The organism is Flavobacterium micromati (genome assembly GCF_900129585.1).
GTDB classification, from domain to species: domain Bacteria; phylum Bacteroidota; class Bacteroidia; order Flavobacteriales; family Flavobacteriaceae; genus Flavobacterium; species Flavobacterium micromati.
This window is the reverse complement of sequence record NZ_FQWF01000001.1, coordinates 19,111-42,596: the sequence shown is the minus strand read 5'-3', so window position 1 is coordinate 42,596 and position 23,486 is coordinate 19,111. Positions and strand designations below refer to the sequence as shown.

Here is a 23,486-nt window from a genome sequence, read left to right as displayed (position 1 = left end):
AACGAATAGCCCGACCCGAAGTTGCGGGGAGGAACGACGAAGCAACTGAAGGGACACGCCCAGAAAAAGGTGAAGAAAAATAAAGATCAAATCTATTTCATTTTGAAAATGGTGTAGAATTCAAAATAAAGAAAATGATACAAAAAGAAACTAGAAGAAACCTTGTTTTGGCGGGATTAGAGCCTTTGATTATTACGCCGGAAAGCGTTTTTGTCAATATTGGTGAACGAACAAATGTTACGGGTTCTAGAAAATTCCTTCGGTTAATAAAGGAAGAAAAATACGAAGAAGCACTAAGTATTGCAAAAGAACAAGTGGAAGGCGGCGCTCAAATCATCGATATTAATATGGATGAAGGAATGCTGGATGGCGAATATGCGATGACAAAATTCCTGAATTTAATTGCAGCCGAACCTGATATTTCGCGGGTTCCAATAATGATTGATAGCTCTAAATGGGAGATTATCGAAGCCGGTTTGAAGGTGGTACAAGGAAAGAGTGTGGTAAATTCTATTTCGTTAAAAGAGGGAGAAGAAGCTTTTATCCATCACGCCAAATTAATCAAACGCTATGGAGCTGCGGTTATCATCATGGCTTTTGATGAAACGGGGCAAGCGGATAATTACGAGCGTCGAGTAGAAATTTGTCAACGTTCGTATGATATTTTGGTAAATAAAGTTGGTTTTCCAGCTCAAGATATAATTTTTGATTTGAACATATTTCCGGTAGCAACTGGAATGGAAGAGCACCGCTTGAATGCTTTGGATTTCTTTAGAGGAACAAAATGGGTTCGCGAGAATCTTCCACATGCACATATTAGCGGAGGTGTAAGTAATGTTTCTTTTTCGTTTAGAGGAAATGACACGGTTCGTGAAGCGATGCACTCGGTTTTTTTGTACCATGCCATTCAAAACGGAATGACAATGGGAATTGTGAATCCAGAAATGCTTTCTATTTATGATGAAATTCCAAAGGATCTTTTGGAACGTGTTGAAGATGTAATTTTAAACAGACGCGATGATGCAACGGAGCGTTTATTGGATTTTGCTGAAAATGTAAAAGGGGATACAAAAAGCATTGAGAAAGCAATTCAAGAATGGCGTTCAGGAACTATTCAAGAACGATTAACGCATTCATTAGTAAAAGGAGTGGATGAATTTATAGAAATTGATGTTGAAGAAGCACGACAGGCAGCTTCAAAACCCATTGAAGTTATCGAAATCAACTTAATGGCGGGAATGAACGTAGTTGGCGATTTATTTGGTTCAGGTAAAATGTTTTTGCCGCAAGTGGTAAAATCAGCTCGGGTAATGAAGAAAGCGGTGGCTTATTTATTGCCATATATAAACCAAGCCCCCCCCGCCCCCAAAGGGGGAGCTAAAAGCTCGCAGCATTGGGAAACCGCCGATCCACTTAATTACAATCTGTTGAAAGAGTTTGCAAAAAGGATGCGAAATCAACCCACTGATGCCGAAAAAATGTTGTGGAACGTTCTTTCTGGGAAGGGAATGGAAGGTTTTAAATTTCGTCGACAACATATAATAGGTAATTTCATTGCTGAATTCATATGCTTAAAGAAGAATTTAATTATTGAGGTTGACGGTTCAATTCATCAACTACCAGAAAATAAAATCAGTGATAATGAGAGAACCAAATGGTTAAATAATGAAGGGTATCAAGTTATAAGGTTTACAAATAATGAAGTTTTATTAGAATTAGAGAAAGTTCTAAACAAAATTTCGGAACTATTAATAGCTCCCCCTTCGGGGGCGGGGGGGGCTGGCAAAATCCTCATGGCAACTGTAAAAGGAGATGTGCACGACATTGGAAAAAACATTGTGTCGGTGGTGTTGGCGTGTAATAATTATGAGATTGTAGATCTTGGTGTAATGGTAGCTCCAGAGAAAATTATTGCCGCTGCAATAGAACACAACGTGGATATTATTGGATTAAGTGGACTAATCACACCATCATTAGACGAAATGGTATATCTCGCCAAAGAATTAGACAAACGAGGGTTGAAAATTCCAATAATGATTGGTGGAGCAACAACATCAAGAGCACATACTGCCGTGAAAATTGCACCTCAATATAGAGAAACCGTTATTCACGTAAACGATGCTTCTAGAGCAGTAACAGTTGCTGGAAGTTTACTTAATAAAGATAAAAAAATATATGCAAGCGATATTCGAGCGGAGTATGACGCTTTCAGAGAGACGTTTTTGAATCGATCTCGCGACAAAAACTTCCTTACAATCGAGCAAGCTCGGAAAAACAAATTGCAATTGGATTGGGAAAACTACAACCCGATGAAGCCTAATTTTATTGGAACAAAAACCATCGAAGTTGATTTAGATGTTTTAGTTCCATATATCGATTGGACACCGTTTTTTAGAACTTGGCAATTGTTTGGGAAATACCCAGCTATTCTTACTGATGAGGTGGTTGGTGAGCAGGCTACCTCTGTTTTTGTAGATGCACAGGACATGTTAAAAGTTATTTTGAAAGAAAAGAAACTGACTGCGAAAGGAATTTATGGAATTTTCCCGGCTAACCAAGTCAATGATGATGATATTGAGATATACGAAGCCCCCCCCGCCCCCGAAGGGGGAGCTACTGAATTGGTAAAAAAGCAATCTTGGGAAACAGCCAGTCCTATTTTGTATGATGTTTTAAAAGAAAATGCGAAGGAAATGAGAAACAAACCAACAGAAGCTGAGAAAATGTTATGGAATGTTTTGTCTAATAAAGGAATAGAAGGTTTCAAATTTAGAAGACAACATATCATAGGGGATTATATCGTTGACTTTTTATGTTTAGAAAAAAGACTAATTATAGAGCTGGATGGATCTATTCATAGTTTACCTGAACAAATTGAACACGATAAAGAGAGAACTATTTGGCTTGAATCTAAGGGGTTTAAAGTTTTTAGATATACTAATAAAGAAGTGTTAAACAATTTATTTGAAACAATTCAGAGTATTGGCAAACAATTGTCTACTAACATGATAGTTCCCCCTTCGGGGGTTAGGGGGCTTTTTTTGACTCTCCGTCAACAATCTCAAAAAACAAAAGGAGCGCCAAACATTGCATTGGCTGATTTTATAGCGCCAAAAGATTCTGGTAAGATTGATTACATGGGCTGTTTTTGTGTCACGACAGGTTTTGGTGTGGATGAATGGGCGGCAGAATTTGAAAAGGATTTAGACGATTACAGTTCAATTATGGTCAAAGCATTAGCAGACCGCTTTGCGGAAGCTTTCGCAGAATATCTGCATGAAAAAATCAGAAAAGAAATTTGGGGTTACGCGGTCGATGAAAATTTAAGCACGGAGGCAATGATTGAGGAAGTGTACAAAGGAATTCGTCCAGCACCAGGTTATCCTGCTTGTCCAGATCATTTAGAGAAACCTACCATTTGGAAATTGCTAAATGTGGAAGAAGAAATAGGAGTGACGTTAACTGAAAGTATGGCAATGTGGCCTGCTTCATCAGTTTCAGGTTATTATTTTGGAAACCCAGAAAGTAAATATTTTGGACTTGGAAAAATAAAAGAGGATCAAGTAATCGATTATGCTAAAAGACGAAGCGTGCCCACTGAAGTAGCGACGAAGTGGTTGAGTCCAAATATAGCAGATTAAAATCCCCACCCAGCCTATCGTCGCGGCGATGAGGATTTGAGAAAGGAATAAAAAAATGTTCAATTAAAATTACCCGAGTTCTCCCCCCGCCGTGGCGGGGGGTCGGGGAACGATTATGAAAGTAACCCAACATATAGAAGAAGCCAAAGGAGAAACATTATTTACTTTTGAAATTATCCCGCCTCAAAAAGGGAAAAGTATTCAGGAATTATACGATAATATTGATCCGTTAATGGAATTTAAACCGCCATTTATTGACGTAACTACCTCTCGTGAAGAGTTTATTTATGTTGATAAAGGCAATGGATTATTGGACAAAAAGCTAACAAGAATGCGTCCTGGAACCTTAGGAATTTGTGCTTCAATCAAACATAAATACAATGTCGATACTGTTCCACACGTACTTTGCGGTGGTTTTACAAAAGAGGAAACGGAGTATTTGCTAGTTGATTGTCATTATTTAGGAATCAACAATGTAATGGCTTTGCGAGGCGATGCAATGAAAGAGGAGCAATCCTTTGTGCCAAAAATGGGTGGGAATTGCCACGCCATAGATTTAGTACAGCAGATAAAATTATTGAACGAAGGGAAGTATTTGCATGATGTAATTCATGTTGACAATAGATCTGACTTTTGTATTGGAGTTGCGGGTTATCCCGAAAAACATTTAGAGTCGCCATCACTGCTTTCAGATTTAAAACGCTTAAAAGAAAAAGTCGATGCAGGAGCTGATTATGTGGTAACTCAAATGTTTTTTGACAATGAAAAATATTTTCAGTTTGTTGCAAAAGCCCGCGAAATGGGAATTACAGTGCCTATTATACCCGGCATTAAGCCACTTGCGGTACAAAGACATTTACAGGTTTTGCCTCAAATTTTCCGTATTGATTTACCAGAAGATCTTATTCAAGCAGTTGATGATTGCAAAGACAATGCTGCAATTAAGCAAGTTGGTATAGAATGGGCTATTCAGCAATCACTGGAGCTGAAAGCAGCGGGCGTTCCTGTTTTGCATTATTATTCTATGGGGAAATCAGAGAATATTCGCCAAATTGCGAGTCAACTTTTTTAAATCTTTAACCACATACTCAAACTCGGATTATGCATTTAAATTTTTTACAAACACATAATCTGGGTTTAATCGTAATACCTCTTTAAATCCTGCTTTAGGATAGCTTTTATATTGTAGAAAGATTTTGTGTATTTTAAATATAATATGTAACCGTAAATATAAGCTGTGGTCCCAATTTCATTGTAATTTTTTCGAAAAAATAGCATTAGATTTGCTTACATAAATTATTAAAGTTGATCTGCTTTTTTATTTCTAATTTTAAAAGCACTAAATGCGAATTTGATGAGGGATACGGTAAACAAAATTATAGGTTTTATAAATCTTAATTCAGGAGAAGAGGACAGACATAAAGTATTAGAAAATGTAAAAGCTAACATTTCATTTCGAGGTTCAAATCTTTGGATTTTAGCTTGCGCTATTGTGGTTGCATCAATTGGTTTAAATGTCAATTCAACCGCAGTGATTATTGGAGCGATGCTTATTTCTCCATTAATGGGTCCTATTGTGGGTGCCGGCTTTGGTTTAGGAATTTACGATTTCGATTTGCTTAAAAGAGCATTAAAAAATCTGCTAATTGCAACAATAGTAGGATTGTCGGTTTCAACATTTTATTTTTATCTCAGTCCATTTAAAGAAACACAATCAGAGATACTGTCTAGAACTTCTCCTAATATTTATGATATTTTCATTGCTTTTTTTGGAGGATTAGTAGGTGTTATTGCAATAACAAGAGTTGAAAAGGGAAATCCAATTCCGGGCGTGGCCATTGCTACAGCTTTAATGCCACCACTTTGTACGGCAGGTTATGGTTTAGCAGTAGGTAATTTCAGTTACTTTTTTGGAGCTATTTATTTATACACCATTAACTGTGTTTTTATATGTATTGCAACCTTTTTAATTGTAAAATATTTGAAATATAAGCCCGTAAAGCAAGTTGATGAACAGCGTGCAAAAAAGGTAAAGTATGCAATGACGTCTCTGATCTTAGTGATGATTATTCCCAGCATTTATTTTGCATATATATTAATTGAGGAAAAAAAATTTAATCAAAAAATTGAGCGATTTATTACAAATGAATTCACAGATAAAGGGTATACAATTCTTTACAAAAAAATTATAACGAACGTTGTCCCTAAGAAAATCGAACTAGTGTTTCTAGCAAAGAAAACAACTGACAATGAGTTGAAAATACTAAACCAAAGATTAAAGACTTACGGAATCGAAAATACGCAACTGAGAATAAGACAGGACACAACAGATATCAAGAAATACATTTCAAATCAAATCAATTTTGAAAAATCAACCTTGAATAAAAAGGATGTGCTTATCGCCAACTTGAGTAATCAAATAAAGAAAAACTCTTATAACAATGCGGCAATTTTGGCTGAAGCTAAAATTATTTTCCCTGAAATTGAAAATCTTTCGATTTCAAATCACATTTTTGATGAAAACAGTAATAATGCGAAAGTTGTTCCCGTTATGGTTTACAAAAGTAAAAAAGAACTTTCTAGAAGTTCACAAGTAAAGCTAATTTTATGGCTAAAGCAAAGGCTTTCTAAAGAAAAAATTGAGATTTATAGACAAATTTAAAAATTTACTTCTTGGTAATCTCTCTAAAAACAGCTTCTAGATTTTTATTTTTTTGATTCAGTTGTAATGTTTTTAATCCATTTGCTGTAGCAAAATCAAAAACTATTGGACGCATATCTTTATCAGCTAGAAATGTTAATTCCCATGTCATGTCATGAGTATTTTTATATGAAGTAAGATTTTCGATTTTAGCAATTACTTGCTCCTCTATTTTATAATCAAACTCGACTTCAATTACTTGTTCCTTATCGGCAGAAATTAGTTTATCTAATTTTTTATCGGCAACAATTTTACCATTATTAATGATAATTACACGGTCGCAAATGGCCTCAACCTCTTGCATAATATGAGTGGAGAGAAAAACAGTTTTGTCTTTCCCAGCATTTTTGATCACATTTCGTATTTCAATTAATTGGTTTGGATCTAAACCAGTCGTTGGTTCATCTAGAATTAGAACATCAGGATTGTGCAATAAAGCATTAGCAAGTCCTACACGCTGACGGTATCCTTTTGAAAGCTGTGCAATTTTTTTATGACTCTCAGTTGCTAAACCAGTAAGTTGAATTACTTCTTCAATTCGAGATTTCGCTACTTTGTAAACATCAGCATTAAACGCTAAATATTCTCGCACATATAGATCTAAATACAGCGGATTATGTTCTGGCAAATAACCAATAGAAAGCTGAACCGCTTTTTGGTTGGTAATTACATCATGTCCGTTTACAATAGCTGAACCCTCATCAGCATTAATATAAGTAGTCAAGATTTTCATTAGTGTTGATTTTCCAGCTCCGTTTGGACCTAAGAAACCAACAATTTCCCCTTTATTTACAGAAAATGAAATGTTGTCCAATGCTTTTTGAGCACCATAACTTTTAGATATATTGTTTACTTCTATTGACATGAACTAATTATTTGTTGCAAAAGTAAAAAGAAAAACGGGACGGACATTATTTTTCAACTTCTATTATGTAAAACCGTATTGGTATTAGTTTTCTCTCGTCAAAGATTGTATTTGATATTTAGATTTATATATTTATAAAAAAATAAAGACAATTTATAAATAACATGATTAAGGAAAAGAACAATCTATTTAAAACGTACAGCAGTATCATTTGGCTTCTCTGTGGAATTTCAGCTGGCAGTATTCTGGGTTTAGTTTTTGGGAAAGACGTAGAAATTATCAAGCCATTAGGCGATATATTTCTAAATTTATTATTTACAGCGATTATCCCATTGATATTTTTTACGATCGCATCTTCAATTTCAAATCTTGAAAGATCAGAAAAATTAGGAAAGTTATTTGTTGTTGTTATTGGTGTTTTTTTATCAACGGTGATTATTTCAGCTGTTTTAATGATTGTTGCGGTGTTAATTTTTCCTATTCATCAAGAAATTATTATTTCTAAAATTCCGTTTGAAAGTATTCAGGACTTGAGTTCTGGTTCACAAATCACACAGTTGCTTACGGCCAATGATTTTTATGAATTGCTTTCTCGTAAAAGTATGTTGGCACTCATTATATTTTCCTTTTTAGTAGGGTTTGCGAGTTTACGCTCAGGCGAAAAGGGATTTAGTTTTAGAGCTTTTTTAACATCCGGAGATGAAGTAATGAAGCAATTGTTACATATTATAATGAAAATGGCGCCAATTGGTTTGGGTGCTTATTTTGCCTATCAAGTGGGGATTTTTGGACCTCAATTGTTTGGAGCTTACGCAAAACCACTTGGACTTTATTATGCGGTTTGTGCCTTTTATTTTATTGTGTTTTTTACTTTTTATGCTTTTGTCGCTGGCGGAAAACTAGGAATAAAAGTATTCTGGAGTAATAACATAACGCCAGCGTTAACCGCACTAGGCACTTGCAGCAGTATTGCGACCATTCCCGCAAACTTAGAAGCAACAACTAAAATGCATATTCCCTCCTATATTAGAAATATTGCAATTCCGCTGGGCGCACCGCTGCACAAGGACGGGTCGAGTATGTCATCAGTGATTAAAATTGCAGTGATTTTTGCTATATTTGGTAAGGATTTTACAGATCCTTACGTTCTTCTTGTTGCGTTGGGGATTACAATAATAGTGTCAGTTGTTGAAGGCGGAATTCCAAATGGTGGTTACATAGGCGAAATACTAGCAATTACGATTTATGGATTTCCAATGGAACAAGCATTACCAGCAGCTATGATTGTAGGAACATTAGTAGATCCTATGGCAACTTTATTAAACGCTAATGGCGATGTGGTTTCAGCAATGTTAATAACACGAATTTCTGAAGGTAAAAAATGGCTTTCAAGTCAACTTGTTCCTTAGTTTTTTTACTGTTTTGTTTTTTTGAAATGTACGATCAAAAGATCCTAAATTATACAGCAGTAAAATTTAAATGGTATTTTTTGGTCATTTTTTTAATTATAGTGCATTTTAATAATTGATTTCTCGAGAATTCTTTTTTTGTTTAAAAAAAAGCGACTTTTTTTTTGAAGAGGTGGAAATAATTAATACATTCGCACAGAGTTTAATACAAACAAGTACTACAATGTTAAGTAACCGATTTTATTTTAGCAATTCTTATTATTTTTTCTGGAAACAGGATAGGGATTGTCGTATGGTTATTTAATTAGAAAATTAAATTGATAATTATAGTATACAATCCCGATGTGAATCGGGATTTTTTTTTGCCTAATATTTAAAAAAAATGAATAACAAAGTTGCAATTCAAGGAATAAAGGGATCTTTTCATCATCAGGTGGCACAGGAATATTATGAACAAAACGTGATTGTCGATGAGTGTTTGTCTTTTGAGGAATTGGTAGACAGCTTACTATCGGGCAAATCAGATCAAGCGATTATGGCGATAGAAAATTCGATTGCTGGGCCCATTATTCCAAATTATGCATTAATTGATAAAAATAATTTACATATTATAGGAGAGCATTATTTACAAATTCATCAGAATTTAATGGCTTTAAAAGGCCAGAAAATAGAAGATATTCACGAAGTACATTCGCACCCAATGGCTATTTTACAATGTATGGATTTCTTAAAAAAGTATCCAAAAATTAAATTAGTAGAAGATAAAGATACTGCTGAAACAGCGCGCAGAATCCAAGAAAATAAGCTTAAAGGAATTGCAGCAATCGCCAGTACAACTGCTTCGGAAATGTATGATTTGGAAATTCTAGCTCCAGAAATCCAAACGATTAAAAATAATATGACTCGTTTTGTTATAATTAAAAAAGAAAATTCGTTCGTTGCCGAAAATGAAATACAAAGAGCTTCAATCAAGTTTGAATTAGATCATAAACGAGGGAGTTTGGCCGCCGTTTTGAATGTAATGAGTGACTGCAAATTGAATTTGACCAAAATCCAGTCGTTACCAAAAATAGATACACCTTGGAAATATTCTTTTTTTGTTGATGTTACTTTCGAAAAATACGAAGATTACTCCAAAGCAAAATCTTTGTTAGTAATTATGGCGGAGTATTTTAAGGTTTTAGGAGAGTATAAAAACACAAAAGAGTCCTACTAAGCTAGAAAAAAGGAATAGGTATAAGATTGATTAAATGAAAATATCAGCACAAAATGATAACAACAGCTAAACGTTTAGATACAATTGAAGAATATTATTTCTCTAGTAAATTGAGAGAAGTGAGACAACTTGCTTCTGAGGGGAAACCCATTATCAATATGGGAATTGGAAGTCCTGACTTACAGCCATCACAAGCGGTAGTTGATGCGGTGAGTTTAGCCATGAGTGATCCAAATGCACATCAATATCAAAGTTATCAAGGGTTGCCTGAATTGCGTCAAGGAATGGCTGATTTTTATAAAAAAAATTATAATGTTGACTTGAATCCCGCTGTTGAAATCTTACCATTGATGGGTTCAAAAGAGGGAATTATGCATATTTCACTAGCTTTTTTGAATGAAGGAGACCATGTCCTGATACCAAATCCTGGATATCCTACCTACACATCGGTCACAAATTTAGTAGGGGCGGTTCCAGTATTTTATGATTTAACAGAACGCACAAATTGGGAGCCTGATTTTGAAGCCTTAGAAAAATTAGATTTATCGAAAGTGAAAATTATGTGGATTGGGTATCCGCATATGCCAACAGGAGCTCGAGGAAGCTTAGAATTATTTTCAAAGCTGGTGGCTTTTGCTAAAAAGCATCAAATTTTATTGGTTAATGACAATCCATATAGTTTTGTATTGAATGATAATCCAATGAGTTTGTTGCAAGTGGAAGGAGCTGAAGAAGTATCATTAGAATTGAACTCGTTAAGTAAAACTTTCAACATGGCAGGCTGGAGAGTTGGGATGGTTTTAGGAAATGCTGCTTGTATCGATGCCGTTTTGAAAGTAAAAAGTAATATGGATAGCGGAATGTTTTTTGGAATTCAAAAAGGAGCAATTGAAGCTTTAAAAAGTGACAAATCATGGTTTGATGCGATGAACGAAATTTATAAAAGAAGACGCGTTCTGACTGAATTATTGGCAGAGAAGTTGGGCTGTGAAGTACACAAAGAAGGCGTTGGATTATTTGTTTGGGCAAAATTACCGGACGGAATCACATCAGCGGAAAAGTTTATTGATAAAATCTTATATGAGAAATCAATATTTATTACGCCCGGAACTATTTTTGGGAGTAATGGCGAGGGGTACATTCGATTTGCGTTGTGTGTAAAAGAAGAAAAAGTGCAAGAAGCAATTGATAGATTCCTCCCCAAACCCGGCGAAGGACGGGCTTTGAGAAACTAATATAGTAATTATGATAGAGAGCAATTTAAACAAATTTCAAGTTCCGGCTTCCTTTCCTTTAGAGAGGGTTGGGGAGAGGATTTTTGTTATAGGAATAGGATTAATAGGCGGTTCAATGGTATTAGACATTAAATCGCTGCGTCCCGAAGCTACGATTTTTGGGATTGACAGTAATGAAAGCCATTTGGACGAAGCTATTGCTCTTGGTGTAATTGATGCTGGATCGACTTTTGATGATTTAGCTAATGCTGATTTTGTAATTGTTTCGGTTCCGGTTGATGCGGCGCTGACTGTTTTACCAAAAGTTTTAGATGCGATTGGCGACCAAACGATCGTTTTTGAAGTGGGTTCTACTAAAATTCCTATTTGCGAAGCAGTTTCAAATCATCCAAGAAGAAGAAATTTTATTGCTACGCATCCCATTGCAGGAACCGAATTCTCAGGACCGTCAGCAGCAATAACCGGATTGTTTCAAGGAAAAACTAATATTATTTGTGAGGTTGAAAGAACATCTTTCAAATTACAAGAAAAAGCGCTAGATTTATTCAAGCAAATGGGGATGAGGATTAGATATATGGATCCAAAATCACATGACAAACATATTGCTTATGTGTCGCATTTGTCTCATATTTCGGCTTTTATGTTGGGTAAAACCGTTATTGAAAAAGAGAAACACGAGCAAGACATATTTGATATGGCGGGTTCAGGATTTGAGAGTACAGTACGATTAGCTAAGAGTTCACCTGCAATGTGGACACCCATTTTTAAACAGAACAGAAAGCAAGTCGTGAAAACACTTGAGGAATATATTTCTAATCTCACTCAATTTAAAGATTTGCTAGTAAATGAGGATTATGATGCGATATTTGAAGAGATGGAAAGTGTAAATAGAATAAAAGAAATATTGAATGGGATGAGTCCTTCAACCTTAAAAGCAGAGGCTGTTAATAAATGAAATTAGACTTAAAAAAAATAAATAATTAGATAAAATGGAAAATAAAAAAGAAATGAGAAACTGGTTGAGTGAGTTTAATTTAACTCATCCACTTGTCATAGCAGGACCTTGCAGCGCTGAAACAGAAGAACAAGTATTGAAAATAGCGCACGAATTAAAAGATTCTGATGTAAGTATTTTTAGAGCAGGTATTTGGAAACCACGTACACGGCCCGGAGGATTTGAAGGTGTAGGTGAAATAGGATTGAAATGGTTGAAAAAAGCTAAGGAACAAACAGGATTATTGATGGGAACAGAGGTAGCAAATGCTACTCATGTAAAACTGGCTCTAGAATATGACATTGACGTTTTATGGATTGGGGCTAGAACGACAGTAAATCCGTTTGCAGTTCAAGAAATTGCAGATGCACTTGCAGGAACTAAGAAAATTGTTTTGGTTAAAAATCCTGTAAATCCAGATTTGTCTTTGTGGTTAGGTGGTGTAGAGCGTTTATATAATGCTGGAATTGAGAAATTAGGGGTAATTCACAGAGGGTTTTCGACTTATGAAAAAACAAAATATAGAAATATTCCAGAATGGCAAATTGCTATTGAGTTGCAAAATAAATTTCCTGATTTACCTTTAATCATAGATCCATCGCATATTACTGGAGATCGCAAAATGATTCTGGAGGTGACTCAGCAAGCATTAGATTTAAATTATGACGGTATGATTATAGAAACGCATATCGATCCGGATAATGCTTGGAGTGATGCTGCACAACAGGTAACACCAGATGCATTGAAGCAAATTTTTATTGATTTAAAAGTTCGAAAATTGAACGATGTCTCAGACGAATTTACTCTAAAAATGAAAAAATTAAGGGCTAATATTGATGTTTTGGATGCCACTTTAATAGAGCTTTTGGGTAAAAGAATGAAAGTAGCAGATGAAATAGGCCAAGTGAAAAAAGAAGCAAATGTTGCTGTATTGCAAAACAATCGTTGGAATGAAATATTAGGAAAAATGATTTTGGATGGAGAGTCAAAAGGCTTGACGGAAGAGTTTGTGCTAAGAATGTTCAAAGCAATTCACCAGGAAAGTATAGGACACCAAGAAAAAATACTGAATGCTTAAATAAATTAAGATTCAAGATTTTTCAGATCTCAAATTTTAGGATCCCAAAGCTTATTGTTTTGGGATTTTTGTATTTAAAGAATTCTTATAAAATCATAGGTCTAAAATCAGTATTCCTAAATCATAAATCCTTTATCTTTGCAAATTACTAGATTTGCATCACAGATCTAAAATTGTTAATCTTCAATCATAAATCCTATATGACAGGACTCGTTTATAAATCTACAGGAAGTTGGTACACCGTAAAATCTGAACAAGGAGATTTTATCGAATGCCGTATGAAAGGTAAATTCCGAATTAAAGGAATTAAAAGCACCAATCCTATTGCTGTGGGCGATATTGTCGATTATGAACTTGAAGAATCCTCAGATACTGTTACAGGAACCATTCATAATATTCACGAAAGAAAGAACTACATTGTACGTAAATCAGTGAATTTATCACATCAAATGCATATTATTGCGTCTAATATTGATCGTGTTTTTCTATTAATAACTATCAATAATCCGCCTACAACTTTTAATTTTATAGATCGTTTTTTGGTAACTGCAGAAGCGTACGGAATAGAAACAATTCTAGTTTTCAATAAAATAGATACTTTTGACGATGCTACGCTTGACGAACAATTATACATGCAACACGTTTATCAAGAAATAGGGTATAAGTGTTTGCGAGTTTCTTCAACCGAAATGAAAGGACTGGAAGAACTTAAACAACTGATGATTGGTAAAGTGAGCATGTTTTCGGGGCATTCTGGTGTGGGAAAATCAACACTAGTAAATGCCATGGAACCTTCTTTACACTTAAAAACAAAGACTATTTCAGAAGCTAGTAAGCAGGGACAGCACACGACGACTTTTGCTGAAATGTATGATTTGTCTTTTGATGCCAAAATCATCGATACTCCAGGTATTAAAGGTTTTGGAATTGTAGATATGGAAAAAGAAGAGATCAGTGGTTATTTCCCCGAGTTTTTCAAATTGAAAGAGCAATGTAAGTTCAATAATTGCTTACATAAGGACGAACCTCATTGCGCAATAAAAGCAGCTTTAGAAAGAGATGAAATCGCTTGGTCACGCTATAGAAGCTACTTAAAAATTCTAGAAGGCGATGATGAAAATTACCGCACTGATATTCATAATGAAGACCGAATCATTAGTGATAAAACGAGGGAGTAAAGCCCCCTAACCCCCGAAGGGGGAACTCAATTAGGGGTGTTTAAATTAAGTGTATTTTACGGTTTAATTCATTTTGAAATATGATTGAATATTTTTATTTACATTGTAATTGCTCCATTGGAGTTAAGGGGCTATGAAAGTAGTAATTCAAAGAGTTTCTTGTGCCTCTGTAACTATTGAAAATAAAGTAGTAGCTGAAATCCAGAATGGTTTATTGCTTTTAGTGGGAATAGAAGATGCCGACACACAAGAAGATATCGATTGGCTCTGCCAAAAGATTGCTAATTTGCGCATTTTTTCTGATGAGAATCAAGTGATGAATTTATCCGTAAAAGACGTTGGTGGCGATGTAATTGTGGTTTCCCAATTTACGTTACACTCCTTGACTAAAAAAGGTAATCGCCCTTCTTATATTAAAGCTTCTAAGCCAGAAATTGCTATACCACTTTACGATAAATTTATTCAAAAATTAGAGTTTAATTTAGAGAAAAAAGTTCAAGCAGGAGTTTTTGGTGCTGATATGAAAGTACTTTTGTTAAACGATGGTCCAGTAACAATTGTGATTGATAGTAAAAATAAAGAGTAAAGTAGTTATTGAATACTCGCATTGTGAATCACACGTTGTGGAAACGGTATGCCAATATTGTGTTCTCTAAAAGCTTTGAAAAGCGCAATGCGGTAGTCGCTCTTTATTTTTTCGATCCTAAAAATTTCGTCTGACCAAAAGAAAATTGAAAAATTTAAAGAAGAATCACCAAATTCCTTGAATCGAACAAATGCTTGTGGCTCTTTTTTTATTTGATCAAAATTTGTCGTAATACTAAGCATAATAGCAATTACTTGCTCGACATCGGAGCTGTAATCTACGCCAACGGAGACTTCAAAACGAGCATTAGTGCCGCTATGTGTCCAGTTTATCAACTGATTTCGGGTCAAATCTGTATTAGGTAAAATAATACTAGTATCTTCCCTTGTATAAACGGTTGTAGTTCGCAAGTTTATTTGTTCAACAGTACAAATCAATCCATTTATTTCAAGGATGTCTCCAACTCTAATTGTAGAATCTATCAAAATTATCAGTCCTGAAATGTAGTCGCTGAACAAGTTTTGCATTCCAAGTCCAAATCCAACTAAAAGCGCAGCAGATCCTGCTAAAAGAACTGAGATGTTGAAACCAATCACATTTAAGCCATAAATAATAGAGAAAATAATAATGACATACTTTGTCAACGTATAAATTGAGAATTTTTTAGCTTGATCAAATCTCGCAGTTTTGTAAATACTGAGGCGAACTAGTTTTAAAATTACTGCGATTATTGTAAACAAAATAACAATTTTAATTAAAGTAGCAATTTTAAATGTGAAACCATCAAAAGTAAAAATGGTATAATTGAAAATTTCTTTCATAATAAGTTAGTTACATTATCAATCGGACACCACCTAAATCAGCCACGCGATAGGAGAATTTATCTCCTGGGGAGCCTATAAACATAAAGTTTTTTGGGATTTTCCATTTTTCGGATAATTCGGTTATTAATGTAGGACCAAAAACTCCTTCGATTTCTATAAATTCAATATGGATTTCCGGATATGCTCGATCTAAAACTTCTAAGTCTATTTTTAATTTTAGATTTGAATTTGATTCTTGAATTACATTAACAATTTTAAGTTTTTTAGTGGTTTCATTGTTTTGAACATATTGCATAACTTTATTAAGAATAGCAACATTATCCCCTTTTGTAAAGAAAACAAATTCTTGAGAATTAATATTATTATGAAGTTTGTTTAAAAAAAGACTACTCGTCACAACAAATCTCCGCAGTGGATTATAAAAATATTCCATTGCTTTTATTATAAACTCAATGATAATTAATCTGTTTAGCATAATGAAAATAAAAGCTACCGCAGGAGTTAAATATTTTAAGAAAGTAAAGAATGATTTCTCATTTAAAATATAGTTCCCGGTAAAGGCCACGATAATTAGCGAAATAGCTAAAATCACAGATAGTCCCTTCGCTTTTTCTGGACGAGGTAGTTTTTTTCGTTTAAACTTCAGCAATAAATTTCCAATTCCAAACATTGCCATAACAGCAAGAAATGAAAAAGTGTAGACACCTGCTAACGACACTAAATTTCCCTTAGTAACAAATAATACAGAAATGCATAAAATTAAAAAGCTAATTATTATTCTGTGATTAGATCCGCGTTTATTTTCTTTTAAAAAATAGTTGGGTAAAATACGATCTAAGGTCATTCTTTTCAATAATCCAGTTACGCCTACAAATGAGGTCAAAACGGCACCGCATAGCACACAAACGGCATCAACTGAAATCAATAATGATAGCCAATTTCCTCCTGCGGTGTGCCCTAAAAAAGCTAATAATGATTCTTTATGATCTCCTAATTGTGCAATAGGAATAATGGCAATTAATAATAACGCAATAACTGGGTTAAAAAAAGTAACAATCACCCACATATTGCGCAATGTTTTCGGGAAAACTCCAGCTTGTTGCTCTTCCACAAAATTTGCAGAACTTTCAAATCCGGAAATTCCTAACATAGCAACTGAAAAACCCAAAAACAAGGTGTACAGTAAGCTATGCGTAGTTAGTGGGATTGCCCAGTTGAGATGAAAAGTTTGTAAACCATTGAAAACAACAAACAAAATGGAAGTTGCAACCAGTAAAATTAAAGAAATTAAGTGAAAAATAAAGATACCAACGGCAACTTTAGCTGATTCACCAATTCCAACAATAGCCAGAACTGTAAAGGATACTAAAACAACAATTGTTGCAATAGGAATAGAGATTGAATCAATAATATTATGTAAATAATGCATGGCTTCTGATGCTGAAATAACAGCAGTTGCCATATAAGAAAGCACTGTCAGTACAGCTGCAATCGACGCCATTCTTTTAGATGACGTGTTTAGTAAAACATTATATGCACCCCCGTTTAATGGCAATGCGCCAACTACCTCGCCATAAATTTTTCGGAATAAAAACAATACTACTCCAACAAAGAGTAATGAAATCCATGCATATTGTCCTGCGAAACCTATTGTTAAAGCAGAAACATATAAACACGATGAGCTAATGTCATTGCCACAAATTGCAGTAGATTCTAATTGATTTAATTTTTTTTGGGAAGTTTTTGTCATTTCTAAATAATGGGTAATGGCTACCTAAATTTTAAACTGGTAACGCTCTAGAGTTGAGGGAATAAATAGAAATTAATTGCGTTTCCGTTTTTATTTATATTCAAAGATAAAATAAACTGATGAAAATCCAATTTTAAAATTCTTACTCTTTCCATAATTTTTTAAATTTAAAAGTTTTTAAATAAAATATTTACAAATAGGATTTTAATCGAAATAGTTTGCAAAAGTAATACAGTAGACTTCTAGCATTGTATATTTGTCTAAAATCACAACTATGAACCTAAAAAACTCCCAACTCGACGTAGATAATTGGATCAATGAACACGGTGTTCGGTACTTTAACGAACTTACAAATATGGCACAACTTACTGAAGAAGTAGGTGAAGTTGCTCGAATTATTGCCCGGCGCTACGGAGAACAATCTGAAAAGGAAAGCGATAAAAACAAAGATCTTGGTGAAGAGCTAGCCGACGTTGTTTTTGTGGTTTTATGTTTGGCAAATCAAACGGGAATTGATCTTCAAGCTGCTTTTGATAAAAAGATGGATTTGAAATCAATTAGAGATAAAGATCGTCACAAAAACAACGAAAAACTCAAATAATTTGCCATCGATAAATTATGAATTACAAACGAGGAATGTTAAATTGCGAACTTGAATTATAGTAATTTTAATTTTGCATTTTAACTCATCACCATAATATGGATTTACTGTTACAAACTTCCAACTCAAATTTAAAAGCTGAAATTGCAATTACTGGCTCTAAAAGCGAAACCAACCGCTTGCTGTTATTAAAAGCATTGTTTCCAAATGTTACGCTAGCAAATACATCAAATTCTGATGATAGTGAAGTAATGCAAGTAGCATTAAATGGTAACGAAGAAATAATTGACATTCATCATGCAGGAACGGCAATGCGTTTTTTAACCGCCTATTTTGCTGTGCAAGAAGGACGTGAAGTAGTTTTGACTGGTTCGAGCAGAATGCAAGAACGGCCAATAAAAGTTTTGGTAGAAGCATTACAACAATTGGGTGCTAAAATTTCTTATGAAAAAGAGATTGGATATCCGCCAATTCGCATCGAAGGAAAAAAAATCACAGCTTCTAAAGTGGCAATTGAAGCTAATGTGAGTAGCCAATATATTTCAGCTTTGTTATTAATTGCGCCACAATTAGAAAACGGACTAGAATTGAAATTAGAAGGAGAAATCACTTCGGTTCCATATATCAAAATGACTTTGGCTTTGCTAAATGACTTAGCTATTCAAACTAGTTTTAATGGAAATGTAATTACTGTGTTTCCTAAGAAAGAAGTTGAAGCTAAAGAAATGGTTGTGGAATCCGATTGGAGCTCCGCTTCTTACTTTTTTAGTTTGGTCGCTTTGGCTGATCAAGCAACTATTTCATTAACTAGTTATAAAGAAAATAGTTTACAAGGCGATTCAGAATTAGTTGCTATTTATAAAAAACTTGGCGTGGAAACTTATTTTGGAGAAAATAAAATCACGCTTACAAAACAGCAGCATTTTCAATTAGCAGACGTAAACTTCGAATTAAATAACACTCCAGATATTGCGCAAACAATTGTAATGACTTGTCTCGGATTAGGAATTGGATGCCATTTAACAGGACTTCATACTTTAAAAATAAAAGAAACCGACAGGCTGGAAGCCTTAAGAATCGAGTTGACAAAGTTAGGTGCAACGATCACCGTGACTGATGATAGTTTAACATTGATCGCTTCCCATAGCATTAATCAAAATGTAAAAATCGCAACTTATAACGATCATAGAATGGCAATGGCTTTTGCTCCATTAGCTATAAAAGTACCAATAATCATAGAAAATGCTGAGGTAGTTTCTAAATCGTATCCTGATTTTTGGAAGGATTTAAAAAGCCTAGGTTTTGAAATTTCGGAATAAAACTAGCGATCAAAAGTTAACTTTTTAATTAATTTGTGTCTTTATGACACAGTAAAAAAAAACGACCTTTTATTAAAAGCGCAGTAAATCAGCTCCTTTTGAAAATAAACAGCAAAACACTTGACAACGCCTATCTCACAATCGTATATTTGCAGCTGAAAGATTTTTGGATTCTAATAAATCCTAAATCTAAAATCTAAAATCCAAAATTTAATATGAAATTATCACATTTTCAATTCGATTTACCCAAAGAACTACTTGCAGAATATCCTGCTGAAAATAGAGACGAAGCTCGTTTAATGGTTATTGATCGTAAGAAACAAACTATTGAACATAAATTGTTTAAAGACGTTATCGATTATTTTGACGAAGGAGATGTTTTAATTCTAAATAATACTAAAGTTTTTCCAGCGCGCTTATACGGTAATAAAGAAAAAACAGGAGCAAGAATCGAAGTTTTCTTGTTAAGAGAACTGAATTCTGAACAAAGACTTTGGGATGTGCTAGTTGACCCAGCACGTAAAATTAGAATTGGAAACAAATTGTATTTTGGCGATGATGATTCCTTAGTCGCTGAGGTCATTGATAATACAACTTCTCGTGGACGAACATTGCGTTTTCTTTATGATGGCTCGTATGAAGAATTTAGAAATAAATTAACGGAACTTGGAGAAACTCCAATCCCAAAATACATTTCTAGAGATGTAACTCCAGAAGATGCGGAACGTTACCAAACTATTTATGCTAAAGAAGAAGGTTCTGTGGCTGCACCAACAGCAGGATTACACTTTTCGAAGCATTTGTTGAAAAAATTAGAAATTAAAGGAATTAATTTTGCCGAAGTAACACTTCACGTAGGGTTAGGAACTTTTAATCCAGTGGAAGTTGAGGATTTATCGAAACACAAAATGGATTCTGAGGAATTAAAAATAACGCAAGAAGCGTGTGACATTGTAAATCAGGCTAAAGCCAAAAAGAAACGTATTTGTACTGTAGGAACAACTTCAATGCGTGCTGTTGAAAGCTCAGTTTCTTCTCAAAATACGTTAAACCCTTTTGACGGATGGACTAATAAATTTGTATTTCCTCCGCATGATTTTGCAATTCCAACCTGCATGATTACAAATTTTCATACACCAAAATCAACATTGTTAATGATGGTTTCTGCATTTTGTGGTCATGATTTAATGAAAAGAGCTTACGCTGAAGCAATCGAAGAAAAATATAAATTTTATTCATACGGTGATGCTATGTTAATCATATAATCTGAAATCTTTTTAGAAACAAAAAAATCTCGTCAGTAATGGCGAGATTTTTTTTTGCTTTAACTAAAATCAAAATTCTTTAATCAACCTGATACGCAAGTCTCACTGTAATATGAGCTGTTTTGTTTTTTGATTGTGTATTAAAAGAGCCCCCATAAGAAAAATCTTCCGAGGAGTTTTGACCTGTAATTTGGAAAACACCCATATCCGATTTTTTAAGATTTCCCAAACTAGCATTTGCATTTTCAGCAATACTTTTGGCTCTGGAGCTAGCATCTTTTGTGGCTTCAGCAATCATTTGTATTTTTAATTCGGCTAGTTTCGTATAATAATATTCTGGAGGTGAGGAGTAAAATTCAACTCCTGAATTGATCAATTCGCTGGATTGTCTCGATATTTCTTCAATTTTATCTACTTCTTTAGACTGTATATTTACGCTTTGGGTCAAAGTAAATCCAGTGAATGTCTGCTGTCTCATTGTCCCATTTTCATAATAACTAGTTTCAAACTCTTTATTAAAATTTACAGCAGAGAAAACCATTTCATTAGCAGCAATTCCTTTACTTGACATATAGCTTTTAATTTTTGCCCTATCAGAATCTAATTCAGAGTATGCCTCTTTTAAAGTCATGCTTTTTTTAGAGAAAGAGCCGCTCCAAACAATTAAATCGGATACAAAGTCTTTTTTCCCAGAACCAGTAACGCTGATATTGTCACTGCTTTTATTCCGATTTTGAAAAGCATTTGAAAATAAATACGAAGAAATTACAATGGCAATAGCAATTATAATTACGTTTAAACTGTTTTTAAGCATAGTTAAATATGTTGATAGTTGAACAAATGTAATCAATTATTAGACCATGAATCTAGTTTAAAGTGTCCGCTAACTGAAATTAAATCATAATCTTCAATCCAATATCTGTGCTCTATTTTCTTTTTTTAGTATTTTTACCATTCAATTTATTAATTATGAATTTTAAAAACACACTTGAATTTGCGCAGCAACTTGATGCAAATGATATACTACATAAATACCAAGAAGAATTTATTTTTCCTCAGGTTAATGATAAAAAAGTCATTTATTTCACTGGAAATTCTCTCGGTTTGCAGCCGAAAAGAACTAAAAAGTATGTTGATGAGGTAATGGATGATTGGGCAAATCTTGCTGTTGAAGGACATTTTTATGCTAAAAAACCGTGGTGGGATTACCATGAACGTTTTGCAGAACCGTTAAGTAAAATTGTTGGCGCTCTGCCAAGTGAAGTTACAGTAATGAATACGCTTACAGTTAATCTTCATTTATTAATGGTTTCTTTTTATCGTCCAACAAAAAAAAGATATAAAATTATTTGTGAAGAAAAAGCTTTTCCATCAGATCAATATATGTTTCAGAGTCAAGTTGATTTTCACGGTTACAAACGGGAAGATGCAATTGTAGAAATTAAGCGACGCGATGGCGAACACAACATTCGTTTAGAAGATGTTTTAGCAAAAATTGAAGAAGTAGGTGAAGAACTCGCTCTAGTTTTAATTGGTGGTGTAAATTATTACACAGGACAAGTGTTTGACATGAAAACAATAACTGCTGCAGGTCACAAAGTAGGAGCTTGTGTTGGGTGGGACTTAGCACATGCTGCAGGAAATGTGAAATTACAATTACACGATTGGAACGTAGATTTTGCTTCTTGGTGCAGTTATAAATACATGAATTCAGGACCTGGAAACGCATCAGGTTGTTTTATTCATGAAAAACATCACAATGACGCAACGTTACCACGATTTGCCGGATGGTGGGGGCACAATAAAGAACGCCGTTTCAAGATGGAACAAACTTTTGATCCGGTTCATGGAGCCGACGGTTGGCAAATAAGCAATATACCAATTCTTTCTTTAGCGCCTTACTTAGCTTCAGTTGAAATGTTTGATGAAATAGGAATGGACGCCTTAATGCAAAAACGAGATTCAATAACTTCTTATTTAGAATTCATTTTGCACGAAATAGATAAAGAAACAGATAGTACATTTGAAATTATTACGCCAGCAAATCCCACCGATAGAGCTTCCCAATTATCTGTTTTGCTTCATGGCGAAGGTAGAAGCTTGTTTGATTATTTAATGAAAAATGGTGTAATTACAGATTGGCGCGAACCAAATGTTATTCGCTTAGCGCCCGCTCCATTGTACACATCTTACGAGGACATGTATAATTTCGGTCAAATATTGAAAGCGGGAATTATGAGTAAAATTAGTGTTTAACGCTTTGTAAATATTAATGCTAATTGTGTAACACTAGTTTACAATATTAAGCCGTACTTTGCGATTTAAAAACAAATTCAATAAATTATGAAATTAGTATATTTTTTTCTATTGTCATTAGTAATGATATCGTGTCAAAATCAAGGAAAAATGGATGTGCAAGCAGCAAAAAAAGCTACTGTAGATTCAATGAACGTGGTTATTGAAAAACAAAGAGTCATTGATTCTATGCAACAAGAAATGGTCAAAATTGAAGAGGCGAAAGTTGAAACTAAAAAGGAAGTTATTGTTGTTAATCAACAAGCTCCAAGATCAACAACTACTACAACAAGTACCACTACAAAAAAGAAAGGATGGAGCAATACAGCTAAAGGCGCTGTTATAGGTGCAGGTGTTGGTGCTGCGACTGGAGCTATAATTAGCAAGAAAAAAGTACAAGGTGCAATTATTGGTGGTGTTGCTGGTGCCGGAGTAGGTGCGGGTACAGGAGCTATATTAGACGCGCAGAAAAAAGATTAAATTTGTCTTTTTAAAAATTATAGAGTGTTTAAATTCGTTATGAATTTAA

Annotated in this window: 19 protein-coding genes; 15 read left to right on the top strand and 4 right to left on the bottom strand. The window is 34.2% G+C overall.

All coding sequences use genetic code 11. The annotated features are described in order from the left end of the window. Positions 1–134 precede the first annotated feature (134 nt). The 3 genes from BUB42_RS00200 (at position 135) to BUB42_RS00180 (ending at position 6,303) form a co-directional block, all read left to right on the top strand. Positions 135–3,641 carry a vitamin B12 dependent-methionine synthase activation domain-containing protein gene (locus tag BUB42_RS00200; protein ID WP_084118251.1) on the top strand — a complete coding sequence of 1,169 codons (3,507 nt, stop codon included), beginning with the start codon at positions 135–137 and terminating at the stop codon, positions 3,639–3,641. A 115-nt stretch (positions 3,642–3,756) separates the two neighbouring features. Next, positions 3,757–4,713 (top strand): methylenetetrahydrofolate reductase [NAD(P)H], encoded by a 957-nt coding sequence (metF, locus tag BUB42_RS00185; protein ID WP_073016047.1) that lies wholly within the window; start codon positions 3,757–3,759, stop codon positions 4,711–4,713. 282 nt (positions 4,714–4,995) lie between these two features. Continuing rightward, complete coding sequence (locus tag BUB42_RS00180) at positions 4,996–6,303, top strand: TIGR00341 family protein (RefSeq protein WP_073016046.1); 1,308 nt, start codon at positions 4,996–4,998, stop codon at positions 6,301–6,303. Between the two features lie 4 nt (positions 6,304–6,307). On the opposite strand, the gene gldA is transcribed toward BUB42_RS00180, so the two are convergent. After that, positions 6,308–7,207 carry a gliding motility-associated ABC transporter ATP-binding subunit GldA gene (gene gldA / locus BUB42_RS00175; RefSeq protein ID WP_073016044.1) on the bottom strand — a complete coding sequence of 300 codons (900 nt, stop codon included), beginning with the start codon at positions 7,205–7,207 and terminating at the stop codon, positions 6,308–6,310. Positions 7,208–7,371: 164 nt separating this feature from the next. Here gldA and BUB42_RS00170 point away from each other — a divergent pair, with 164 nt between their 5' ends. The 7 genes from BUB42_RS00170 (at position 7,372) to dtd (ending at position 14,903) form a co-directional block, all read left to right on the top strand. Beyond that, complete coding sequence (locus BUB42_RS00170; RefSeq protein WP_073016042.1) at positions 7,372–8,616, top strand: dicarboxylate/amino acid:cation symporter; 1,245 nt, start codon at positions 7,372–7,374, stop codon at positions 8,614–8,616. A 382-nt stretch (positions 8,617–8,998) separates the two neighbouring features. Further along, positions 8,999–9,832, top strand: a complete 834-nt coding sequence (locus BUB42_RS00165) for a prephenate dehydratase (RefSeq protein ID WP_073016040.1) — start codon at positions 8,999–9,001, stop codon at positions 9,830–9,832. Positions 9,833–9,885: 53 nt separating this feature from the next. After that, on the top strand, positions 9,886–11,067 hold the full coding sequence (locus tag BUB42_RS00160; RefSeq protein ID WP_073016038.1) for a pyridoxal phosphate-dependent aminotransferase: 1,182 nt from the start codon (positions 9,886–9,888) through the stop codon (positions 11,065–11,067). Between the two features lie 10 nt (positions 11,068–11,077). Then, positions 11,078–12,022 carry a prephenate dehydrogenase gene (locus BUB42_RS00155; RefSeq protein WP_084118250.1) on the top strand — a complete coding sequence of 315 codons (945 nt, stop codon included), beginning with the start codon at positions 11,078–11,080 and terminating at the stop codon, positions 12,020–12,022. A gap of 34 nt (positions 12,023–12,056) precedes the next feature. Then, positions 12,057–13,139: a bifunctional 3-deoxy-7-phosphoheptulonate synthase/chorismate mutase type II gene (locus BUB42_RS00150; protein WP_073016036.1), complete on the top strand. Its 1,083-nt coding sequence runs from the start codon at positions 12,057–12,059 to the stop codon at positions 13,137–13,139. A gap of 200 nt (positions 13,140–13,339) precedes the next feature. Then, positions 13,340–14,317, top strand: coding sequence for a ribosome small subunit-dependent GTPase A (rsgA, locus tag BUB42_RS00145; protein WP_073016034.1), 978 nt, complete (start codon positions 13,340–13,342; stop codon positions 14,315–14,317). A gap of 133 nt (positions 14,318–14,450) precedes the next feature. Continuing rightward, the gene (gene dtd, locus BUB42_RS00140) at positions 14,451–14,903 is read left to right on the top strand and encodes a D-aminoacyl-tRNA deacylase (RefSeq protein ID WP_073016032.1); all 453 of its coding nucleotides are present in this window, start codon (positions 14,451–14,453) and stop codon (positions 14,901–14,903) included. 5 nt (positions 14,904–14,908) lie between these two features. Here dtd and BUB42_RS00135 read toward each other — a convergent pair whose 3' ends face one another. Both BUB42_RS00135 and BUB42_RS00130 read right to left on the bottom strand, forming a co-directional pair. Further along, the gene (locus BUB42_RS00135; RefSeq protein WP_073016031.1) at positions 14,909–15,724 is read right to left on the bottom strand and encodes a mechanosensitive ion channel family protein; all 816 of its coding nucleotides are present in this window, start codon (positions 15,722–15,724) and stop codon (positions 14,909–14,911) included. A 10-nt stretch (positions 15,725–15,734) separates the two neighbouring features. Beyond that, positions 15,735–17,477 carry an APC family permease gene (locus BUB42_RS00130; protein WP_073016029.1) on the bottom strand — a complete coding sequence of 581 codons (1,743 nt, stop codon included), beginning with the start codon at positions 17,475–17,477 and terminating at the stop codon, positions 15,735–15,737. 274 nt (positions 17,478–17,751) lie between these two features. On the opposite strand from BUB42_RS00130, the gene BUB42_RS00125 reads away from it, so the two are divergent. The 3 genes from BUB42_RS00125 (at position 17,752) to queA (ending at position 20,662) form a co-directional block, all read left to right on the top strand. Then, complete coding sequence (locus BUB42_RS00125; RefSeq protein ID WP_073016027.1) at positions 17,752–18,078, top strand: nucleotide pyrophosphohydrolase; 327 nt, start codon at positions 17,752–17,754, stop codon at positions 18,076–18,078. Positions 18,079–18,176: 98 nt separating this feature from the next. After that, positions 18,177–19,397 (top strand): 3-phosphoshikimate 1-carboxyvinyltransferase, encoded by a 1,221-nt coding sequence (gene aroA, locus BUB42_RS00120; RefSeq protein ID WP_073016026.1) that lies wholly within the window; start codon positions 18,177–18,179, stop codon positions 19,395–19,397. 215 nt (positions 19,398–19,612) lie between these two features. After that, the gene (gene queA, locus BUB42_RS00115; protein ID WP_073016024.1) at positions 19,613–20,662 is read left to right on the top strand and encodes a tRNA preQ1(34) S-adenosylmethionine ribosyltransferase-isomerase QueA; all 1,050 of its coding nucleotides are present in this window, start codon (positions 19,613–19,615) and stop codon (positions 20,660–20,662) included. A 79-nt stretch (positions 20,663–20,741) separates the two neighbouring features. On the opposite strand, the gene BUB42_RS00110 is transcribed toward queA, so the two are convergent. Then, positions 20,742–21,476 (bottom strand): SIMPL domain-containing protein, encoded by a 735-nt coding sequence (locus tag BUB42_RS00110; protein WP_073016023.1) that lies wholly within the window; start codon positions 21,474–21,476, stop codon positions 20,742–20,744. Between the two features lie 155 nt (positions 21,477–21,631). Between BUB42_RS00110 and kynU the strand changes: the two genes are divergently transcribed. Next, entirely contained in the window at positions 21,632–22,918 is a 1,287-nt protein-coding gene (gene kynU / locus BUB42_RS00105) for a kynureninase (protein WP_073016021.1), read from the top strand. An 87-nt stretch (positions 22,919–23,005) separates the two neighbouring features. Next, positions 23,006–23,437: a YMGG-like glycine zipper-containing protein gene (locus BUB42_RS00100; RefSeq protein ID WP_073016019.1), complete on the top strand. Its 432-nt coding sequence runs from the start codon at positions 23,006–23,008 to the stop codon at positions 23,435–23,437. Positions 23,438–23,486: the final 49 nt, after the last annotated feature.